General features: G+C 67.3%; 16 protein-coding genes. 6 read left to right on the top strand and 10 right to left on the bottom strand.

Annotated elements, in window-relative coordinates:
• Positions 1-28: 28 nt before the first annotated feature.
• A complete protein-coding gene (locus OIE53_RS22155; RefSeq protein ID WP_250792029.1) occupies positions 29-298 on the top strand; it encodes a DUF6458 family protein in 270 nt (89 codons plus the stop codon).
• A 63-nt stretch (positions 299-361) separates the two neighbouring features.
• Here OIE53_RS22155 and OIE53_RS22150 read toward each other — a convergent pair whose 3' ends face one another.
• Entirely contained in the window at positions 362-901 is a 540-nt protein-coding gene (locus tag OIE53_RS22150) for a SixA phosphatase family protein (RefSeq protein WP_327023434.1), read from the bottom strand.
• Positions 902-1016: 115 nt separating this feature from the next.
• Between OIE53_RS22150 and OIE53_RS22145 the strand changes: the two genes are divergently transcribed.
• A complete protein-coding gene (locus OIE53_RS22145) occupies positions 1017-1301 on the top strand; it encodes a DUF6458 family protein (RefSeq protein WP_327023433.1) in 285 nt (94 codons plus the stop codon).
• Between the two features lie 58 nt (positions 1302-1359).
• Here OIE53_RS22145 and trhA read toward each other — a convergent pair whose 3' ends face one another.
• Complete coding sequence (trhA, locus tag OIE53_RS22140) at positions 1360-2037, bottom strand: PAQR family membrane homeostasis protein TrhA (protein WP_327023432.1); 678 nt, start codon at positions 2035-2037, stop codon at positions 1360-1362.
• A 109-nt stretch (positions 2038-2146) separates the two neighbouring features.
• Between trhA and OIE53_RS22135 the strand changes: the two genes are divergently transcribed.
• The 3 genes from OIE53_RS22135 to OIE53_RS22125 are packed head-to-tail and all read left to right on the top strand — an operon-like array spanning position 2147 to position 4381.
• Positions 2147-2797: a 5-oxoprolinase subunit B family protein gene (locus tag OIE53_RS22135; RefSeq protein WP_327023431.1), complete on the top strand. Its 651-nt coding sequence runs from the start codon at positions 2147-2149 to the stop codon at positions 2795-2797.
• A complete protein-coding gene (locus OIE53_RS22130; protein ID WP_327023430.1) occupies positions 2794-3648 on the top strand; it encodes a biotin-dependent carboxyltransferase family protein in 855 nt (284 codons plus the stop codon). Before OIE53_RS22135 ends, OIE53_RS22130 begins: the two co-directional genes overlap by 4 nt.
• Positions 3632-4381 carry a LamB/YcsF family protein gene (locus tag OIE53_RS22125; RefSeq protein WP_327023429.1) on the top strand — a complete coding sequence of 250 codons (750 nt, stop codon included), beginning with the start codon at positions 3632-3634 and terminating at the stop codon, positions 4379-4381. The genes OIE53_RS22130 and OIE53_RS22125 overlap by 17 nt, the downstream gene beginning before the upstream one ends.
• Before the next feature lie 52 nt (positions 4382-4433).
• Here OIE53_RS22125 and OIE53_RS22120 read toward each other — a convergent pair whose 3' ends face one another.
• The 8 genes from OIE53_RS22120 to OIE53_RS22085 form a co-directional block, all read right to left on the bottom strand.
• Positions 4434-6278 (bottom strand): NHL domain-containing thioredoxin family protein, encoded by a 1845-nt coding sequence (locus OIE53_RS22120; protein WP_327023428.1) that lies wholly within the window; start codon positions 6276-6278, stop codon positions 4434-4436.
• Positions 6279-6415: 137 nt separating this feature from the next.
• On the bottom strand, positions 6416-9805 hold the full coding sequence (locus OIE53_RS22115; protein ID WP_327023427.1) for a DEAD/DEAH box helicase family protein: 3390 nt from the start codon (positions 9803-9805) through the stop codon (positions 6416-6418).
• A 60-nt stretch (positions 9806-9865) separates the two neighbouring features.
• Entirely contained in the window at positions 9866-10162 is a 297-nt protein-coding gene (locus OIE53_RS22110) for a hypothetical protein (protein ID WP_327023426.1), read from the bottom strand.
• Between the two features lie 19 nt (positions 10163-10181).
• Positions 10182-11350 (bottom strand): IS3 family transposase gene (locus OIE53_RS22105; protein WP_327022543.1). Its coding sequence is split into 2 segments (ribosomal slippage): positions 10182-11063 and positions 11066-11350, totalling 1167 coding nucleotides; the frame shifts between segments, so codons are not numbered across the junction.
• A 45-nt stretch (positions 11351-11395) separates the two neighbouring features.
• On the bottom strand, positions 11396-12292 hold the full coding sequence (locus OIE53_RS22100; protein WP_327023425.1) for a restriction endonuclease subunit S: 897 nt from the start codon (positions 12290-12292) through the stop codon (positions 11396-11398).
• A gap of 35 nt (positions 12293-12327) precedes the next feature.
• Positions 12328-13902: a type I restriction-modification system subunit M gene (locus OIE53_RS22095; RefSeq protein WP_327027327.1), complete on the bottom strand. Its 1575-nt coding sequence runs from the start codon at positions 13900-13902 to the stop codon at positions 12328-12330.
• Positions 13832-14074, bottom strand: a complete 243-nt coding sequence (locus tag OIE53_RS22090; protein ID WP_327023424.1) for a hypothetical protein — start codon at positions 14072-14074, stop codon at positions 13832-13834. The genes OIE53_RS22095 and OIE53_RS22090 overlap by 71 nt, the downstream gene beginning before the upstream one ends.
• A gap of 398 nt (positions 14075-14472) precedes the next feature.
• Positions 14473-14694 carry a hypothetical protein gene (locus tag OIE53_RS22085; protein ID WP_327023423.1) on the bottom strand — a complete coding sequence of 74 codons (222 nt, stop codon included), beginning with the start codon at positions 14692-14694 and terminating at the stop codon, positions 14473-14475.
• A 143-nt stretch (positions 14695-14837) separates the two neighbouring features.
• Between OIE53_RS22085 and OIE53_RS22080 the strand changes: the two genes are divergently transcribed.
• Positions 14838-15719: a helix-turn-helix domain-containing protein gene (locus OIE53_RS22080; RefSeq protein ID WP_327023422.1), complete on the top strand. Its 882-nt coding sequence runs from the start codon at positions 14838-14840 to the stop codon at positions 15717-15719.
• Positions 15720-15728: the final 9 nt, after the last annotated feature.

The raw sequence follows: 15728 nt of genomic DNA, 5'->3' as shown, positions 1-15728 counted from the left end.
AGCAACCGCACGAGGGAGTGCCGCGCACATGGGCATTGGTAGTGGGATCTTCCTGATCGCCATCGGTGCGATCCTGACCTTCGCCATTCGGGCAAACGTCTGGTGGATCGACCTGCGCGCGGTCGGGTGGGTGTTCATCCTGGCCGGCCTGGGCGTCCTGCTCACCACACTCTGGTTCTGGCAGGACCGCCGCAAGCGGGCCAGGACGCTGATCGTGGAGGAGAACCGGCTGTCTCATCCGACCGCGATGATGCCGCCACCTCCCGATCCGCCGCCACCCACCGCGCCACCGAGCTGAGGTGACCGAGGCGCTGAGTCAGCGGAGCCGACCATCCGGCCCGCTGACTCAGCGCTTTCGTGCTCAGCCTCGGGCGGTGTGCCGGGCGCTGATCGCGGTCGTACCCGGTGCCAGGTCCGTCCAGGGCAGGGTGGTGCGGTGCACCACCAGGTCACTGGTGCGCAGCCCGTCCGGATCGGCGCCGTACGGGTCCAGCAACCCCGACAGCAGGGAGATGCCCGGGTTGTGGGCGATCAGCAGCACCGTGGCGGCCCCTGGATCGACTCCGCGTACCAGCCTCAGCAGGTCCAGCGGGTGTGCCTCGTACGCCTCCGGTTCGTAGCGGACCGCCGGCACCGGGCCGGTCGGGCCGCCCTCCGAGGGCGACCCGGTCAGGCCCGTCTGCACCCCCTGCCAGGTCTGCCGGGTCCGCAGCGCCGCCGAGCAGAGCACCACCTCCGGCAGCAGCCCGTGCCGGGCCAGCCAGGCCCCGGCCGCGGCGGCGTCGGCCCGTCCCCGGGCGGACAGCGGGCGCTGCGCGTCCCGCCCACCCTCCGTGGGCGGTTCCGCCTCGGCATGTCGTAGCAGCACCAGAGTGTGTTCCTGCCCCGGGGCGTCCCTCATGCCCCCAGCTTGCCCGATTGGCGATCTCCGTGTCGGGGTAAGTCAGGCGTGCCGCAACCTCATCGATGGCCGCGGCGAAGTGGAATGCCAGCTTCGATAGCCGAGGAGACGAGAGATGGGCATCGGTGGCAGTATCTTCCTGATCGCGCTCGGCGCGATCTTCGCGTTCGCCGTGGAGGCGGATCTCGGCTGGCTCAACCTCAGCGTCGTCGGCTGGGTGCTGATGCTCACCGGGGTTGCCGGCCTGCTCGTGACGCTCTACTTCTGGAACTCGCGCCGCCGGGCCGTGGTCGCCCCGGTCCGTCAGGAGCGGGTGGTCGCCGACCGGGTCGTCCCGGTCCAGGAGGACCGGGTGGTGCAGGAGTACCGCGAGGTGCGTCGGCCCGGTCCCACGGTCTGATCCAGGTACCCGAGGGGGGTTGGTGGGCTCGCCCGCCAACCCCCCTCGGCGTACCCGGTCAGGCGAAGAGGGCGAAGTAGATGGCGATGTGGTGGCAGATCGCCGCCACCAGGGTGCAGGCGTGGAAGAACTCGTGATGCCCGAAGACCGTGGGCCACGGGTTCGGCCTGCGCAGGGCGTAGAAGACGGCCCCCACGGTGTAGATCAGCCCGCCGACGCTGAGCAGCACCAGCGCGGTGACCCCGCCCTGGTGCAGGATGTCCGGCAGGATCGCCACCGCCACCCAGCCCAGGGCCAGGTAGAGCGGAGCGGAGACCCACCGCGAGACGTGCGGCCAGACCATCTTGAGGGCCACTCCGGCCAGCGCGCCGCTCCAGACCACCGCCAGCATGGTCACGGTGGCGCGGTTGTCGAGCAGCAGCAGACAGAACGGTGTGTAGGTGCCGGCGATGAACAGGAAGATCATCGAATGGTCCATCCGGCGCATCACCGCAAAGCCGCGCTTGGACCACACTCGACGGTGGTACAGCGCGCTGGTGCCGAAGAGGCCGCAGACGGTGAGGCTGTAGACGGCGCAGCTGATCAGGGGTGTCCAGCCGGGTCTGGCCGCGGCGATCGAGCAGAGCACGATGCCACAGACCACGGCGACGAAGAACGCGTACGTGTGCAGCCAGCCGCGCATCCGGGGTTTCCCGATGTCGACCGGCCGGAGCCGGGACGGTGCTGAGGTGGTCACGACAATCAGGTTACGGCACCGTAGGTTACCTTCGGGTAGTGCGACCGGTCACGCCTCCTGCTGACAGGTCGAGACCGTCGGCGGGCCTGCGGTCGGCGAAGATGGCGGGATGCGGATCAGACCGGTGGGCAGGCACGCCCTGCTCCTCGACTTCACCGCACCCCCCACCGGGAGCGACTCCACCGGCTCGGTGGATCCCGCCCTGGTGCAGCGGTGGCTAGCCGAGCTGTGGCGCCGCCGGGAACAGGGTGAACTGGTGGCCACCGAGATCGTCCCGGCGGCCACCACCGTGCTGCTCGACGGGATACCGGACCCGGCCGCCACGGCCGCTGACATCAGCACCTGGACCCCGGCGTCGGAGGTCGCCACGGCAGCCGAGGCCGAACTGGTCGAGATACCGGTGACCTACGACGGGCCGGACCTGCCCCGGGTCGCCGCACACTGGGACACCGAGGTGCCCTCCGTGGTGCGCCGCCTGAGCCGGACCGAGTTCCGGGTGGCGTTCTGCGGCTTCGCACCCGGATTCGGCTACCTGACCGGGCTTCCCCCCGAACTGGCCGTGCCCCGGCTGGCCACGCCCCGACCCCGGGTGCCGGCCGGTTCGGTGGCCCTGGCCGGCCCGTACGCCGGGATCTATCCCACCGCCTCGCCCGGCGGATGGCTGCTGGTGGGGCGCACCACGGTGTCCCTGTTCGATGTGCGCGCCGACCCGCCGTCCCGGCTCACTCCCGGGGCCCGGGTGCGCCTGGTGCCGACATGATCGAGCTGGAGGTGCTGACCGCCGGTGCCCTGACCACCGTGCAGGATCTGGGCCGGCCCGGCTGGGCGCACCTGGGGGTCCCCCGGTCCGGCGCCCTCGATCCGGAGGCGTTGCGGCTGGCCAACCGGCTGGTCGGCAACCCGGAGGCGGCGGCCGGGCTGGAGATCACCATGACCGGCTGCGCGCTGCGCCCCACCCGGGCCACCACGGTCGCCGTCGTGGGGGCCGAGGTCGAGGTGCGGGTGGGCGAGCGGCCCGGCGACACCGGTCGCCCCCTGGCCGTACCCGCCGGGGCGGTGCTGCGGATCGGCCCGGCCCGACGGGGTCTGCGCTGCTGGCTGGCGGTGGCCGGCGGCATCGCCGTGGACCCGGTGCTGGGCAGCCGGGCCACCGACACCCTGGCCGGACTCGGACCGGCACCCCTGCGCGACGGAGACCGGCTGCCCCTGGGTCTCCCGATCAGCCCACCCGCCCCGGTAGACCTGACCCTGCCGGTGCCACTTCCCACGGAACTGCACCTCACCGCCCGACCCGGCCCGCGACACGACTGGTTCGACCCGGTCGCCCTGGACCGGCTGTACGGCTCGGCGTACACGGTGAGTCCGGTGAGCAACCGGGTGGGGGTCCGACTGACCGGCGCACCGCTGATCCGGGCGGTGTCCGGGGAACTGCCCAGCGAGGGAATCGTCCTCGGTGCGGTCCAGGTGCCGGCGGACGGCCAACCGTTGATCTTCCTCGCTGACCATCCCACCACGGGTGGATATCCCGTCATCGCCGTGGTGGACGAGGTGACCCCCCTCGCCCAGGCCCGACCAGGGACTACGGTCAGATTCCATGGACCTCAACGCTGATCTCGGTGAAGGCTTCGGTGTCTGGCAGCTCGGCGACGACGAGGCACTGCTGGACCTGGTCACCTCGGCGAATGTCGCCTGCGGTTTCCACGCCGGGGATCCGATGACGATGCGTCGGGTCTGCGCCGCCGCAGCCCAGCGCCAGGTAGCCATCGGCGCCCAGGTCGGCTACCGCGACCTGGCCGGATTCGGCCGTCGGCACATCGCCTACGAGTTCGCGGAGCTGCGTGACGAGATCCTCTACCAACTAGGGGCCCTGGACGCCTTCTGCCGCCCGTACCGCACCCGGGTCCGCTACCTCAAGCCGCACGGCGCGCTCTACCACGCGGCGGCCCGGGACGAGACCCAGGCGGCGGCCGTGGTCGCCGCGGTCAACGACTACGACCCCGAACTGCCCGTGCTCTGCCTGCCGGGTTCGGTGCTGGCCCAACTGGCCCAGGGGGCGGGGCTGCGGGTGGTGGCCGAGGGGTTCGCCGACCGCAACTACCTGCCCACCGGTCAACTGGTGCCGCGTACCTCGCCGCAGGCCCTGGTAGCCGACCCGCACGAGGTGGCCCGACGGGCCGTCCGGATGGCCACCGAAGGCACCGTGGTCGCCACGGACGGCAGCGTGGTTCCCTGCGTCGTCGACTCGATCTGCCTGCACGGCGACAGCCCCGGCGCGGTGACCGCCGCGGAACTGGTCCGCGCGGCCCTCGTCGACGCCAAGACCACCCCCACCCCCTTCACCTGAGGCGAAAGGAAGGGCACCTTATTAACGCCTGCGGTAGATGAGGGGTCCCCTCTTAACCACTCGTCGCGGTGTCCAGGCCACGGAGCACCAGGGGGAGACGGGTCGCGGCCTCGGCGGCCACCCGTACCGGAACGCCCCAGTCCTGCCGGGTCAGGTGGCAGGCTGCGTGCTCCACATCGGCGTCGCAGGTGGCCGCCTGGGCGGTCACCTGCAACACCCCCTCGGTCACCGAGTCGGAAAGCACCAGACGCCGGGACAGCGCGGTGTCGGTGCCGGCCCCCTCCACCAGCAGCTCCGGCGGGGAGGCGGAAACCACCAGCCGGGTGGAGGGGCCGTAGGTCTCGTCCAGCTTCTGACCCGGCGCCGGAGTGAAGATCACGTCCAGCGTCACCTCCCCGGCCGCCAGCAGAGTCGGCTTCCGTTCGGTGCGAAGCTGAGGACCCTGGACTGTGCTGGCACCCGCTGCGGAGAGGGCACCCGGGGCCAGCCGGGTGATCCGATGCCCGGCGGACTCCACCACCAGCACCGCACCCTCCGGGGTGAGCACCAGGTCGCTCGGCTCGGCCAGGTCGCCGGCCACGGTGAAGACCTGCTCGGTCGCCGGGTCGTAGCGCCGTACCGCCCCGTTGTAGGTGTCGGCGATCAGCACCGAGCCGTCCGGCAGTGCGCAGACCCCCAGCGGATGCTGGAGCAGCGCCTGCTTGGCCGGCCCGTCCACATGGCCGAAGTCGAACAGGCCCTGGCCGACCGCCGTACCCATGACGCCGTCCTCGACGTACCGCAGGGCACTGGTCTCGCTGTCGGCCACCCAGAGCCGGGCGCCGTCGGCGGAGACGGCCAACCCGGAGGGCTGAGCCAGCCACGCCTGCTCCAGCGGGCCGTCCCGCAGCGCCTCCACGGTCGTGCCGGCGTACATCCCGGCGGTTCGCTTGATCGGATCGAACCACCACAGCTGGTGGATGCCGGCCATGGCGATGATGACCTTGTCGTCGTACCAGGCCAGGTCCCAGGGGGAGGAGAGGTCGATGGAGAGGGCGTCGTGGGCGTGGTCGTCGACCGTGGAACGCCACTGGCGCCCGGTGCCGGCCACGGTGGTCACCTCACCGCTACTCAGGCGTACGCCGCGCAGCAGGTGGTTGACCGTGTCGGCCACCACCAGGTCGTATCCGGCGACCTCGGCCGCGTGTTCCGGGAGCAGGCACAGCCCCTGTGGCTCGGAGAAGGTGGCGACCTCGGCCGTACCGTCGACCCGACCTCGGCTGCCGGTGCCGATCGTGCGCAGCAGGGTCTCCCCGTCCGGGGCCAGCTCGACCACCCGGTGCCGGGCCGAGTCCGACACCAGCAGGTTGCCCTCCGGGCCCACCACCAGCTTGCCGGGGAAGCGCAGGGTGGTCTGCGGTTCCGCCGGGGAGACGTACGGGCCGTCGCCCCGGTGCAGGGTGCCCTTGGCCTCGTGGGTGGCGATCAGGTCGTCGATCAGCCGGGCCAACCCTTCGGCGTGGCCCTCGCCGGCCATCGTGGCCACCACGTAACCCTCAGGATCGATCACCGCGAGGGTCGGCCAGGCGCGGGCCGCATACTGCTGCCACATGTCCAGGTCAGGATCATCGAGTACGGGATGGTGCACCCCGTACCGCTCGACGGCGGCGGCCAGGGCGTCCGGGTCCTTCTCGTGCTCGAACTTTGGCGAGTGCACCCCGATCACGACGAGGACGTCCGCGTACTTCTCCTCAAGCGGGCGCAGTTCGTCCAGTACGTGCAGGCAGTTGATGCAGCAGAAGGTCCAGAAGTCGGCAATTACGATCTTGCCTCGAAGGTCGGTGAGGGTCAGTTCCCGCCCACCGGTGTTCAGCCAACCCCGACCCCGCAGCTCCGGCGCCCGTACGCGTGCACTCATGACCCCATCGTGCCGTACCGCCGGCCGGCCTGGTCCGCTGGGCGTGATCTCCGGGTGATCGGCTCCGTTACGGCGAAGTTGCGGTATCCAAGCCGCCGGGATACCGCAATTCCGGCGCAACGGAGCCGATCATCAAGCTAGGCCACCGCACTCACAGCGGTGGCGGTGTCGCGTACGGAGTTGATGATCGTGACCAGGCGATCCACGTCAGCGGACGGGAAGAGCGCTTCCGGGTCCGGCGCGATGTCGCTGAACGGGGATTCGTAGAGCCGCTCGGGATTCATCACGCCGTTCTGCATCAGGTGATCGATGATCAGCTTGATGAAGGCGATCTGGTTCGCGGTGAGGGTACGGCCGTCGAGGAACTCGCTGAACGCCTCGTTGGCCGCCTCCCGGTCGAGCCCGACCAGTGAGCGGACGAAGAGCCCGAGCCCGTTGGCCGACTGCCGAGCCTGCTCGATCTCCGCAGCACCACCACCGCTGGCCACGAGCATGCGTTCCAACTCGTCCAGGTCGCCTGCGGTCAGTTGCTTGTTGCGGCGCAGCTTCTGCAACGCGAGGTGGTCCTCGTGGGCGCGCAGGTACATGCGGGCCTTGGCCTGGAACCGCTCGAAGTTGGTGCCGACACTGCTGTTGCCCAGCGAGACGATCGAGATCTCTCCCAACTCGTCGCTGAAGTCGGTGTAGACGATGGCCCGCTTGGCCCGTTCGATCAGCCCGACCAGCCCGCGCAGGCGGCGGCGCATCAACTCCAGCATCGGCAGGGTCACGTCCTGCCACCACTCGTCCCCGGCCACCTCGTCGAGGAGGCGCTGCTGCTCCCGGACCATCGGGATGCTGGTCTTTTCCAGCAGCGTAGCGGCGATGGTCTGCACCTGCTGGCGCAGCTTCTCGTAGTCGGGTACGACCTCGAACTGACCGAGCTGAAGGCGCAGCACCAGCAGGTCGAACCGCTTGGCCGCCTCGTCCTCGTCCAGCTTGGCGGTGGGCAGCCCGGCGAGATTGCCGCCGATCTCGTCCACGGTCTCCCGACTGAGCCGGTGCCAGCGCGTGAAGTCGAGGTAGTGCTCCACCAGCTTCCGCTTGGGGCGTACGGCGAAGTTGTCGAGGTGGATGGTCTCCACCCGACCGTGCAGGTCGCGGGCCAGGTCCCAGCGCAGGCCCGCCTCGCTCTGCGTCCCGTCAGCGGCCTGTTCCGGGCCGGTGCCGGTGGGAAGCCGCTGGTCGAGGCGGTAGATCAGGTCAAGCTGGGCCTTGAACAGCCGCTCGGTCAGCGACTCACCCAGCTTCCGCTCCGCCTGCTGCGGGTTCTGGTTGAAATACTCGAAGTTCCGGCAGAAGTCGAAGACGAGAAAGTCCTGCTTGTGCTGCCCCGGGCCGTAGAGGTCCGGACAGAGCCGGGTGCCCCGGCCGATCATCTGGAGAAACTTCGACTTCGACCGTACGGGCTTGCAGAAGACCAGGTTGACGACCTCAGGCACGTCGATGCCGGTGTCCAGCATGTCCACCGAGATCGCGATGTGCGGATCCTTCTCCGACTCCGAGAAGTCTTCGATGAGCTTCTGCGCGTACTCGATCTTGTAGGTGATGACCCGGGCCCGGTGCCCGGCGTGCGTCGGGTACGCCAGGTCGAATCGCTGCTGGATGAAGTCGGCGTGATGCTGGTTCCGGGCGAAGATGATCGTCTTGCCGATCCGATCTCCACCCGCCACCTTGTGACCGTGGGTCATCAGCGTCTTCAGGACGTTGTCCACGGTCTCGGCGTTGAACAGCCACCGGTTGACCGCTTCCGCCTCGACGCTGTCCGGCGGCCCGTCGTCACCCCAGTCGAGCGAGTCCCACTCGTCCTTCTCCTCCTCGCTCAGATCGTCGTAGCGGACACCGCGCCACTGGAAGTCGGTCTCCACACTGAATGCGCGCGGCGGCACGAGGTAGCGCTCCCGGACCGCCTCGTCCAGGTCGTAGTGGTCGGTGGGGACGCCGTCCTCAAGCTGGAACAGGCTGTAGGTGTTGCGGTCGATCTCGTTGCGCGGGGTGGCGGTGAGCCCGACCAGGAGGCTGTCGAACCAGGAGAAGATCGCCCGGTACTTCTGGTACACCGACCGGTGCGCCTCGTCGATGATGACCAGGTCGAAGTAGCCGGGCCCGAAGCGCCGCCCGCCACTAACGGTCTGGTTGATCAGGCCCATCATGGTCGGGTACGTCGAGACGTACACCCGGCCGTCGCCGTTGCGGTCCTCGACCAGGTTGACCGTGACCGCGTTGGGCAAATGCTCCTTGAACGCGTTGACCGCCTGCTTCACCAGCGCGTTACGGTCGGCGAGGAAGAGCACGTTCTTGACCCAGTTGGCCCGCATCAGCAGGTCCACCAGGGCGATCACCGTACGCGTCTTGCCGGCACCGGTGGCCATCACCACGAGGGCCTGCCGCTGCCGGTCCCGCTCGAACGCCTCGCCGATCTTCCGGATCGCCCGGTGCTGGTAGTGCCGCTCGACGATCTCCTGCTTGATCGTCATGGCCGCTAGCGACTCACGGATGCTCCGGCGCGCGATCAGGAGCGCCAGCTCATCCTTGGTGTAGAAGCCCTGCACCGGGCGGGGCGGATAGGCAAGATCGTCCCAGAGCCAGATGTCATAACCGTTGGTGTAGAAGATGACCGGCCGCTGGCCGTACCGCTGCTGAAGGCAGTCGGCGTAGAGCTTGGCCTGCTGCTTGCCGACGGTGGCGTCCCTGCGGGCACGCTTGGCCTCGACCACCGCGAGCGGCTTGCCGTCGTCACCCCACAGCACATAGTCGACGAAGCCGGTACCCGACCCGTTGGGCATGCCGGTGACCTCGAACTCGCGGTCGTCCGGCCCGTCGAGCCGCCAGCCGGCCTCTTTCAGCAGCAGATCGATGAAGAGGTCGCGGGTCTGCGCCTCGTCGTAGTCGTGGTCGTCGGGGCGGGTCTCGTTGGCCGCCTTCGCGGCGGCGATCTCGGCCCGCAGCTTCGCCAACTCGGCGTCCAGGGTGGCGGACTTCTCGCGTTCGATGGCCAGTGCCGCATCCTGGGCGGCGAGCCGCTCGGCGAGCGCCTTCAGCTCGGTCTGCGTCCGCACCTGGGCGGAATCCTGCCTGGGAATCAGACCAGCATCGAAGGCAACGGCGCTCGCGGGGACCTGCGCCTGGTCGCGGGTATAGCGCCGGGCAATCCAGTACGTGACATGAAACAGCTCCCGCAGGACCGGCACCGAATCCTTATCCGTCACCGGTGCGCGCTCATGCACGGCCCGATTTCCCTGCTTACGGATGATGTTCATCTTGGCCTGGATGCCAGGCCCCACCAGGTTGCGCAACGTCGGCTCGTGGATCTTCGCGGAAAGATCATTCCGGTACGGCCGGTTGAGTGTCGCATCGGCGTCGAAGAGCCAGCCGAGCGCGAGTTCCAGCGTGCGCCGGGCATAGAAACACGAGCCCCGCGGGTCGGCGACAGCAAGTCGCTCGGCCCGCAGGGCCTCGTCAAGCAGCTCAGGCCACTCAGTCCGCAAAAACGAAAAGTTGCTCATCGACGTCTACCCCCACGATGGACAGCCGCCGATCATCTCACATCAGAGCAACCCCCGGAAAGCCCGATCCTGCAACGACCCGAACAGCGCGTCGAGCTCGGTCAAGCTGGACGATTGGCTGACACGAAGTGACTCAATAGTCGCAATCCGGGCCATGAACTGGTCTTGCAGTTCCAGCGGCGGCGCGAAGAACGAGACGCCTCCCAATCCCTTCTGATTGACCTTGTAGGTGCCGTTGGTGGTGTGCGCCGAGGACTCGATCTGCCGCCGGACAGCAGTCGAGCGCCAGACGTGCTCTAGAAAGACGGGGCGTATCAGTTGGGTTTGGGTCTGCTGCACCGATAGGTGACAGGTGTAGTCACGCGGCCTGACTGGCCGGTGGGGTCATGATGGTCTCGTACTCGATGGGGGTCAACCGGGACAGGGATCGTTGGCGTCGGCGGCGGTGGTAGGTCCGTTCGATCCAGGTCACGATCGCGATCCGTAGTTGCTCGCGGGTGGCCCATGATCGCCGGTCGAGGACGTTGTTCTGCAGCAGGCCGAAGAACGATTCCATGGCGGCGTTGTCGCCGGCGGCGCCGACTCTGCCCATCGACCCGAGCATCTGGTGGCGGTGGAGGGCGCGGACGAACTTCCGGCTGCGAAACTGCGACCCGCGGTCGGTGTGCAGCACGCAGCCGGCCAGGTCACCGCGGCGGGCGGCGGCGTTGTGCAGGGCGGTCACGGCCAGCCGCGACTTCATTGTCGAGTCGATGGAGTAGCCGACGATCCGGTTCGACCACATGTCCTTGATCGCGCACAGGTAGAGCTTGCCCTCACCGGTGCGGTGTTCGGTGATGTCCGCCAACCAGAGCTGGTTCGGGCCGCTGGCGGTGAAGTCACGCTTCACGAGGTCGTCGTGCACCGGTGGGCCCGGCCTGCCGCCCTTGCCCCGCCGCCGCTTGCGGCTGTACACGCTCCACCAGCCCATGCCGGAGCAGATCTTCCACGCGGTGCGCTCGGTCATCGGTCGTCCGGCAGCGCGGGCTTCATCGGCCAGGAACCGATAGCCGAACTCCGGGTCATCACGATGGGCGTCGAACAACGCGTCCGCCCGGTATGCCTCGGCCAGTTCGGCGTCGGTGACCGGGCGGGCAAGCCACCGGTAGTAGGGCTGTCGAGCGATGTTCAGTACCCGGCACGTCACCGCCACGGGGATCCCGTCGGCGGCCAGCTCGTTCACGAGCGGGTAGAGCCTTTTCCCGGCAGGTTCGCCTGCGACAAGTAGGCCGCCGCCCGGCGCAGGACCTCGTTCTCCTGTTCGAGGAGCTTGATCCGCTTACGGGCCTCCCGCAGCTCGGCCGAATCGCTGCTGCTCACACCCGGCTTGACGCCCTCGTCGATGTCGGCCTGGCGCAGCCACTTGAACAACGTCATCGGATGGACCCCGAAGTCCTTCGCGATCTGCTCCACCGTCACGCCCGGGTCACGGTCACGAGCAACCCGCACGACGTCGTCACGGAACTCTCGGGGGTAGGGCTTGGGCACAGCGACATCCTTCCAGCCCGCCAACAAGGCAAGCCAACTCAGATGTCACCTATCGGTGCAGCAGACCCTTTCGACCCTCGCGGCGATAATCGTGTCTGGGAAGGCTGTGTCCGGCATCGCTTCCGAGGGAAAGAAACCTCGACCGACAAGGCCGAGGTTGCCGTTACCCCGACAAATGAGAAAATCGGACGGATGTACGACCTGGGTAGCCGAATGTGGCGCGAGGAAGGTCGACGTCTTCTTCGCCATAGGGTCGAACCGTCGCCCCGTGATGCTCGACAGAGTGAGTACCTCCGCCTCGACCTCACCGCGAGTGGCCGGCGAGATGCCGTTCCGAAGGGGAATGGCCAACACGTCCGCGAGCCTGATCAACGGCCAGCCCTGCGGATTCGTATCGGGCGAACCAAACGTCTCAAGGAAGATGCCCAAGGCCAAGTCGTCGAGTTGGGCGAGGGCTTCGCGGCGCTTGGCGCGCAGCTCGTCCGCCCGATCCAACACCTCTGCAATCCTGTGCTGCTCTTCGATTGGGGGTAGGGGAAAAGGTAGCGGGGAAAGGTCTCGTTTGTTCAGTTGCGGAATCGAGCTCCCGCTCGCAATCGACGCGAGATCAAATGTCAAGAACCACTGATGCAGGAACCTCAGGTCAACCACATCGGGGTGGGGCCATGCCGCCATCAGGTTGGGGTCCAGCACCGAAGGTCTAGTAATTAACCGTTTTTTGTTGGTTGCAATTGCTCCGCCTCGCTTTGGAATCACTATGCTTCCTGCTGGACAGGTGGCGGATCTCGCACCTGGAGACGTGCTCCACTCTTTGGCGTGCGTAATGGTGACTTCATTGCCCGGAAGATTCATGTCCGAGACCTTTAGAAGAAAATATCCTCCGTCCTGGCCTCCGTACGGCTCCCCTTCCGGGAGGCTGCTGCCGGCAAAGAATTCCACCACCTGGCCCAAGGTGGTTGTTGGCCAGCCCTGAACCCTCATCGAAGCATCGCCTTCAGGTCGGACATACCCTGCTGAATCTCAGATTCCAGGCGTTCCAGGTCGGCCAGGATATCGAGCGGTGCCCTGTGCTCGATATCCTCGTGGACGACTTCCTTGTAGCAGTTGAGGCTGAGGTCGTAGCCTTGTTCGACGATGTCGGCCTTGGGCACGCAGAAGCTCTGCTTGGTCCGCGCTCGCTGCAACTCGTCGCTATTTCGGCGGGACCATCGCGCCAAGGCGTCCGGCAGGTTGTTCTTCGCGTGCTCGTCCTCGGTCAGCGCCACGTCCGGCACCGGCCCGAGCTTGTCGGCGGGCAGCAGCGGTGTGCGCTTGTCGTCCAGGCTCCAGCCGTCGCCGGTCACCTCGTAGAACCAGACGTTGTCGGTGCCGCCGCTGTTGGTCTTGGTGAAGAGCAGGATCGCGGTGGAGACGCCCGAGTAGGGCTTGAAGGTGCCGCTGGGCAGCTTCACCACGCCGTCAAGTTTCTGATCCTCGACCAGAATGCGACGCAGCTCCTTGTGCGCCTTGCTCGATCCGAAGAGCACGCCGTCCGGCACGATGACGGCCGCCCGTCCGCCGGGCTTGAGGAGCCGGAGGAAGAGGGCGAGGAAGAGTAGTTCGGTCTTCTTGGTCTTGACGATCCGCTGGAGGTCTTTGGACGTGCTCTCGTAGTCGAGGCTGCCGGCGAACGGCGGGTTGGCCAGGATCAGCGAATACTTCTCGGACTCACCGCTGACGTTGTCGGCCAGCGAGTCGCGGTAGCGGATGTCGGGGCTCTCCACGCCGTGTAGCAGCATGTTCATGCTGCCGATCCGCAGCATCGTGCGGTCGAAGTCGAAGCCGTGGAACATGCTCTGGTGGAAGTGTTCTCGCTGCTTCGCGTCGAGCAGCGCGTTCGGGTGGGTGCGTCGGACGTACTCTCCGGCCTCGACCAGGAAGCCTGCGGTGCCGCAGGCAGGGTCGCAGATCTCGTCGGCGGGCGTCGGGGCCGTCATCTCGACCATGAGTTGGATGATGTGCCGGGATGTCCGGAACTGACCGTTGTGCCCGGCCGTGGCGATCTTGCTGAGCATGTACTCGTAGAGATCACCCTTGGTGTCCCGGTCCTCCATCGGGATCTTGTCGAGCATGTCGACCACGCGGTCGAGCAGCGCCGGGCTGGGGATGGTGAACCGGGCGTCCCGCATGTGGTGTGAGTACGTCGATCCGTCGCCGCCGAGGGCCTGGAGGTACGGGAAGACCTGGTGAGTAACGATCTTGAACATCGTCTCCGGGTCCCGGCCCTTGAAATTGGACCAGCGAAGATCCTGCTGATCCTCTCCGAACCGGAGGGTGACCTGGGCATTCGGGAAGCGCTCCCGCTTCTTTAGCGCCCGCTCCTCCATCTCGTCCAGCCGCTTGATGAAGAGTAGGTAGGTGATCTGTTCGATCACCTCCAGCGGGTTCGAGATGCCGCCCGACCAGAAGGCATCCCAGACGCGGTCGATCTTGCTTTTCAGTTCACCGGTTATCACGTGCCTCGTCCCCATGGCGTCGCTCAGGCTTGGCTTCACAGGGTATGCCCACGTCATGATCAACCTGTGCGGGCTTGCCGATCCGCTCCGCCCGGGGAGTGATGACGGTCAACCGACCGGGATCCGCGCAGGTCCACAGCCCGTAGCCGAACTCTGGGCGCAGCACCCAGATCGTTTCGTCGAGGACATCGGTGACGATGCCGGACTCGGCGGCATCCTCGTCGTGCACCAGGTCGCCGACCCAGGCCCGGGGCGGCGCGTCGCCCGAGGGTGGCGCGGAAAGTCGCCGGGTCGACCCCTGGTCGATGGGGCTCGCCTGCCTGCGTGGCTCTGGCATGGTGATCTACCTCCGGTCAGGGTGTGGGGATGAGTTGCGAGTCCGCCGCGCATCCGTAGCTGACCCGCGCTGCTGGGGTGGGCCGACACGCTGGTAGATAGGGGCTGAGCAGGTCGCCGGGCCTGAGCCCGGCTACCGCTGCCGGTATCGATGCCATGCGGCGAGCCGAGTCCGGGCGAGTTGAACCTCCGGACACCAGGCGCTTGCCGTGCAGTTTGGGCAGCGGTGATGCCGGTGGTATTCGAGGACGTACCAGGAGTGCTTGATCGGCTGGGGTGTCCGCCGCACCGTCATGACCAGTACCCGGCCCGGTACTCGCCCGCGAGGGTCAGCAACGGCCGCTCCGGCAGGTAGGTCACCCGTGCCACGCCCACGACGCGATATGCACCTGCCCGCTCTGGATAGATGGTCGCCGGGCCTAAGCGGTCGAGTGGACTCGCGCGACGGCGCCTGAACGGCCAGAGCTTCCGCAGCAGGCCGAGGTGCGCCTGGTTCTTCACATGCTTGGCCATCCGAACCTCCAGACGTATTGGCTTCCATGCACAGAGTGACAAAGAGAATCCGGCAGGTCTAGAGTTCCATGGAAATTTTCCATGGAACCAGAAGATTCGCCTGGCGATCCTTGATCTCGTAGATGGAGAGGAGAACACTGGCCGTGTTCACGACGCTGGAGGTAGACGTGGCGAGGGCAAGTGGCCCGACGATCGCGCGATGGCAGCTCGGCCGGGAGCTACACAGGCTCCGCGAGGCGGCTGGCGTGTCACATAAGGAGATCGCGGCAGAGCTCGGCTGCTCGGAGTCCAAGGTCTACAAAATCGAATCCGGCGATGTCGGCGTCAGCCGGGCCGACGTGATCGTGATGCTGACGCGGTACGGGGTCGACGACGACCGCATCCGGCAGACGACGCTGGATCTCCAACGACAAGGCAAGGAGCGCGGCTGGTGGGCGAAGTTCGGCCAACTTCCGAACCCGTACAGCGTCTACATCGGACTGGAGTCCGCCGCGACGGCGGTGCGGAACTTCGAGCTGGCCGCCGTGCCGGGCCTACTTCAGACGGAGCGGTACGCCCGAGCCATCTTTGATCAACAGCGGATGACTGAGGCGACAGCCGAGCGAGAGAAGCGTCTCCAGGTGCGGATGGCGCGACAGGCGTGCCTCACCGAGGAGCCACTGCTCAATCTCTGGACGATCATTGATGAAAGTGCACTCCACCGAGAGGTAGGCGGGCGTGAGGTGCTGCGGGAGCAACTCCTTCACCTGGTCGAGATGAGCAAGCGCGACAACATCGACATCCAGGTCTTGCCCTACAGCGAAGGAGCCCACCCGGGGATGCTCGGCTCGGTCGCCATCCTGGAGTTTCCGGAGGACGTGCACACCCCGGTCGCGTACGTCGAGAGCTTTGCTGGTGACGTGTATCTGGAGCGTGCCGAGGACATGCGCAGGGTTACCCTGGCGTATACACACCTGCACAGCTCGGCCCTCAGCTCAACGAAGTCCCGTCAGCTGATCGCCGAGGTGGCCAGGCGTCTGGCGTAGCAGAAGGAG

It is taken from the genome of Micromonospora sp. NBC_01739 (assembly GCF_035920385.1).
GTDB lineage: Bacteria > Actinomycetota > Actinomycetes > Mycobacteriales > Micromonosporaceae > Micromonospora.
Note: the sequence above shows the minus strand (reverse complement) of the source record. Positions and strands in the feature narration are given on the sequence as shown.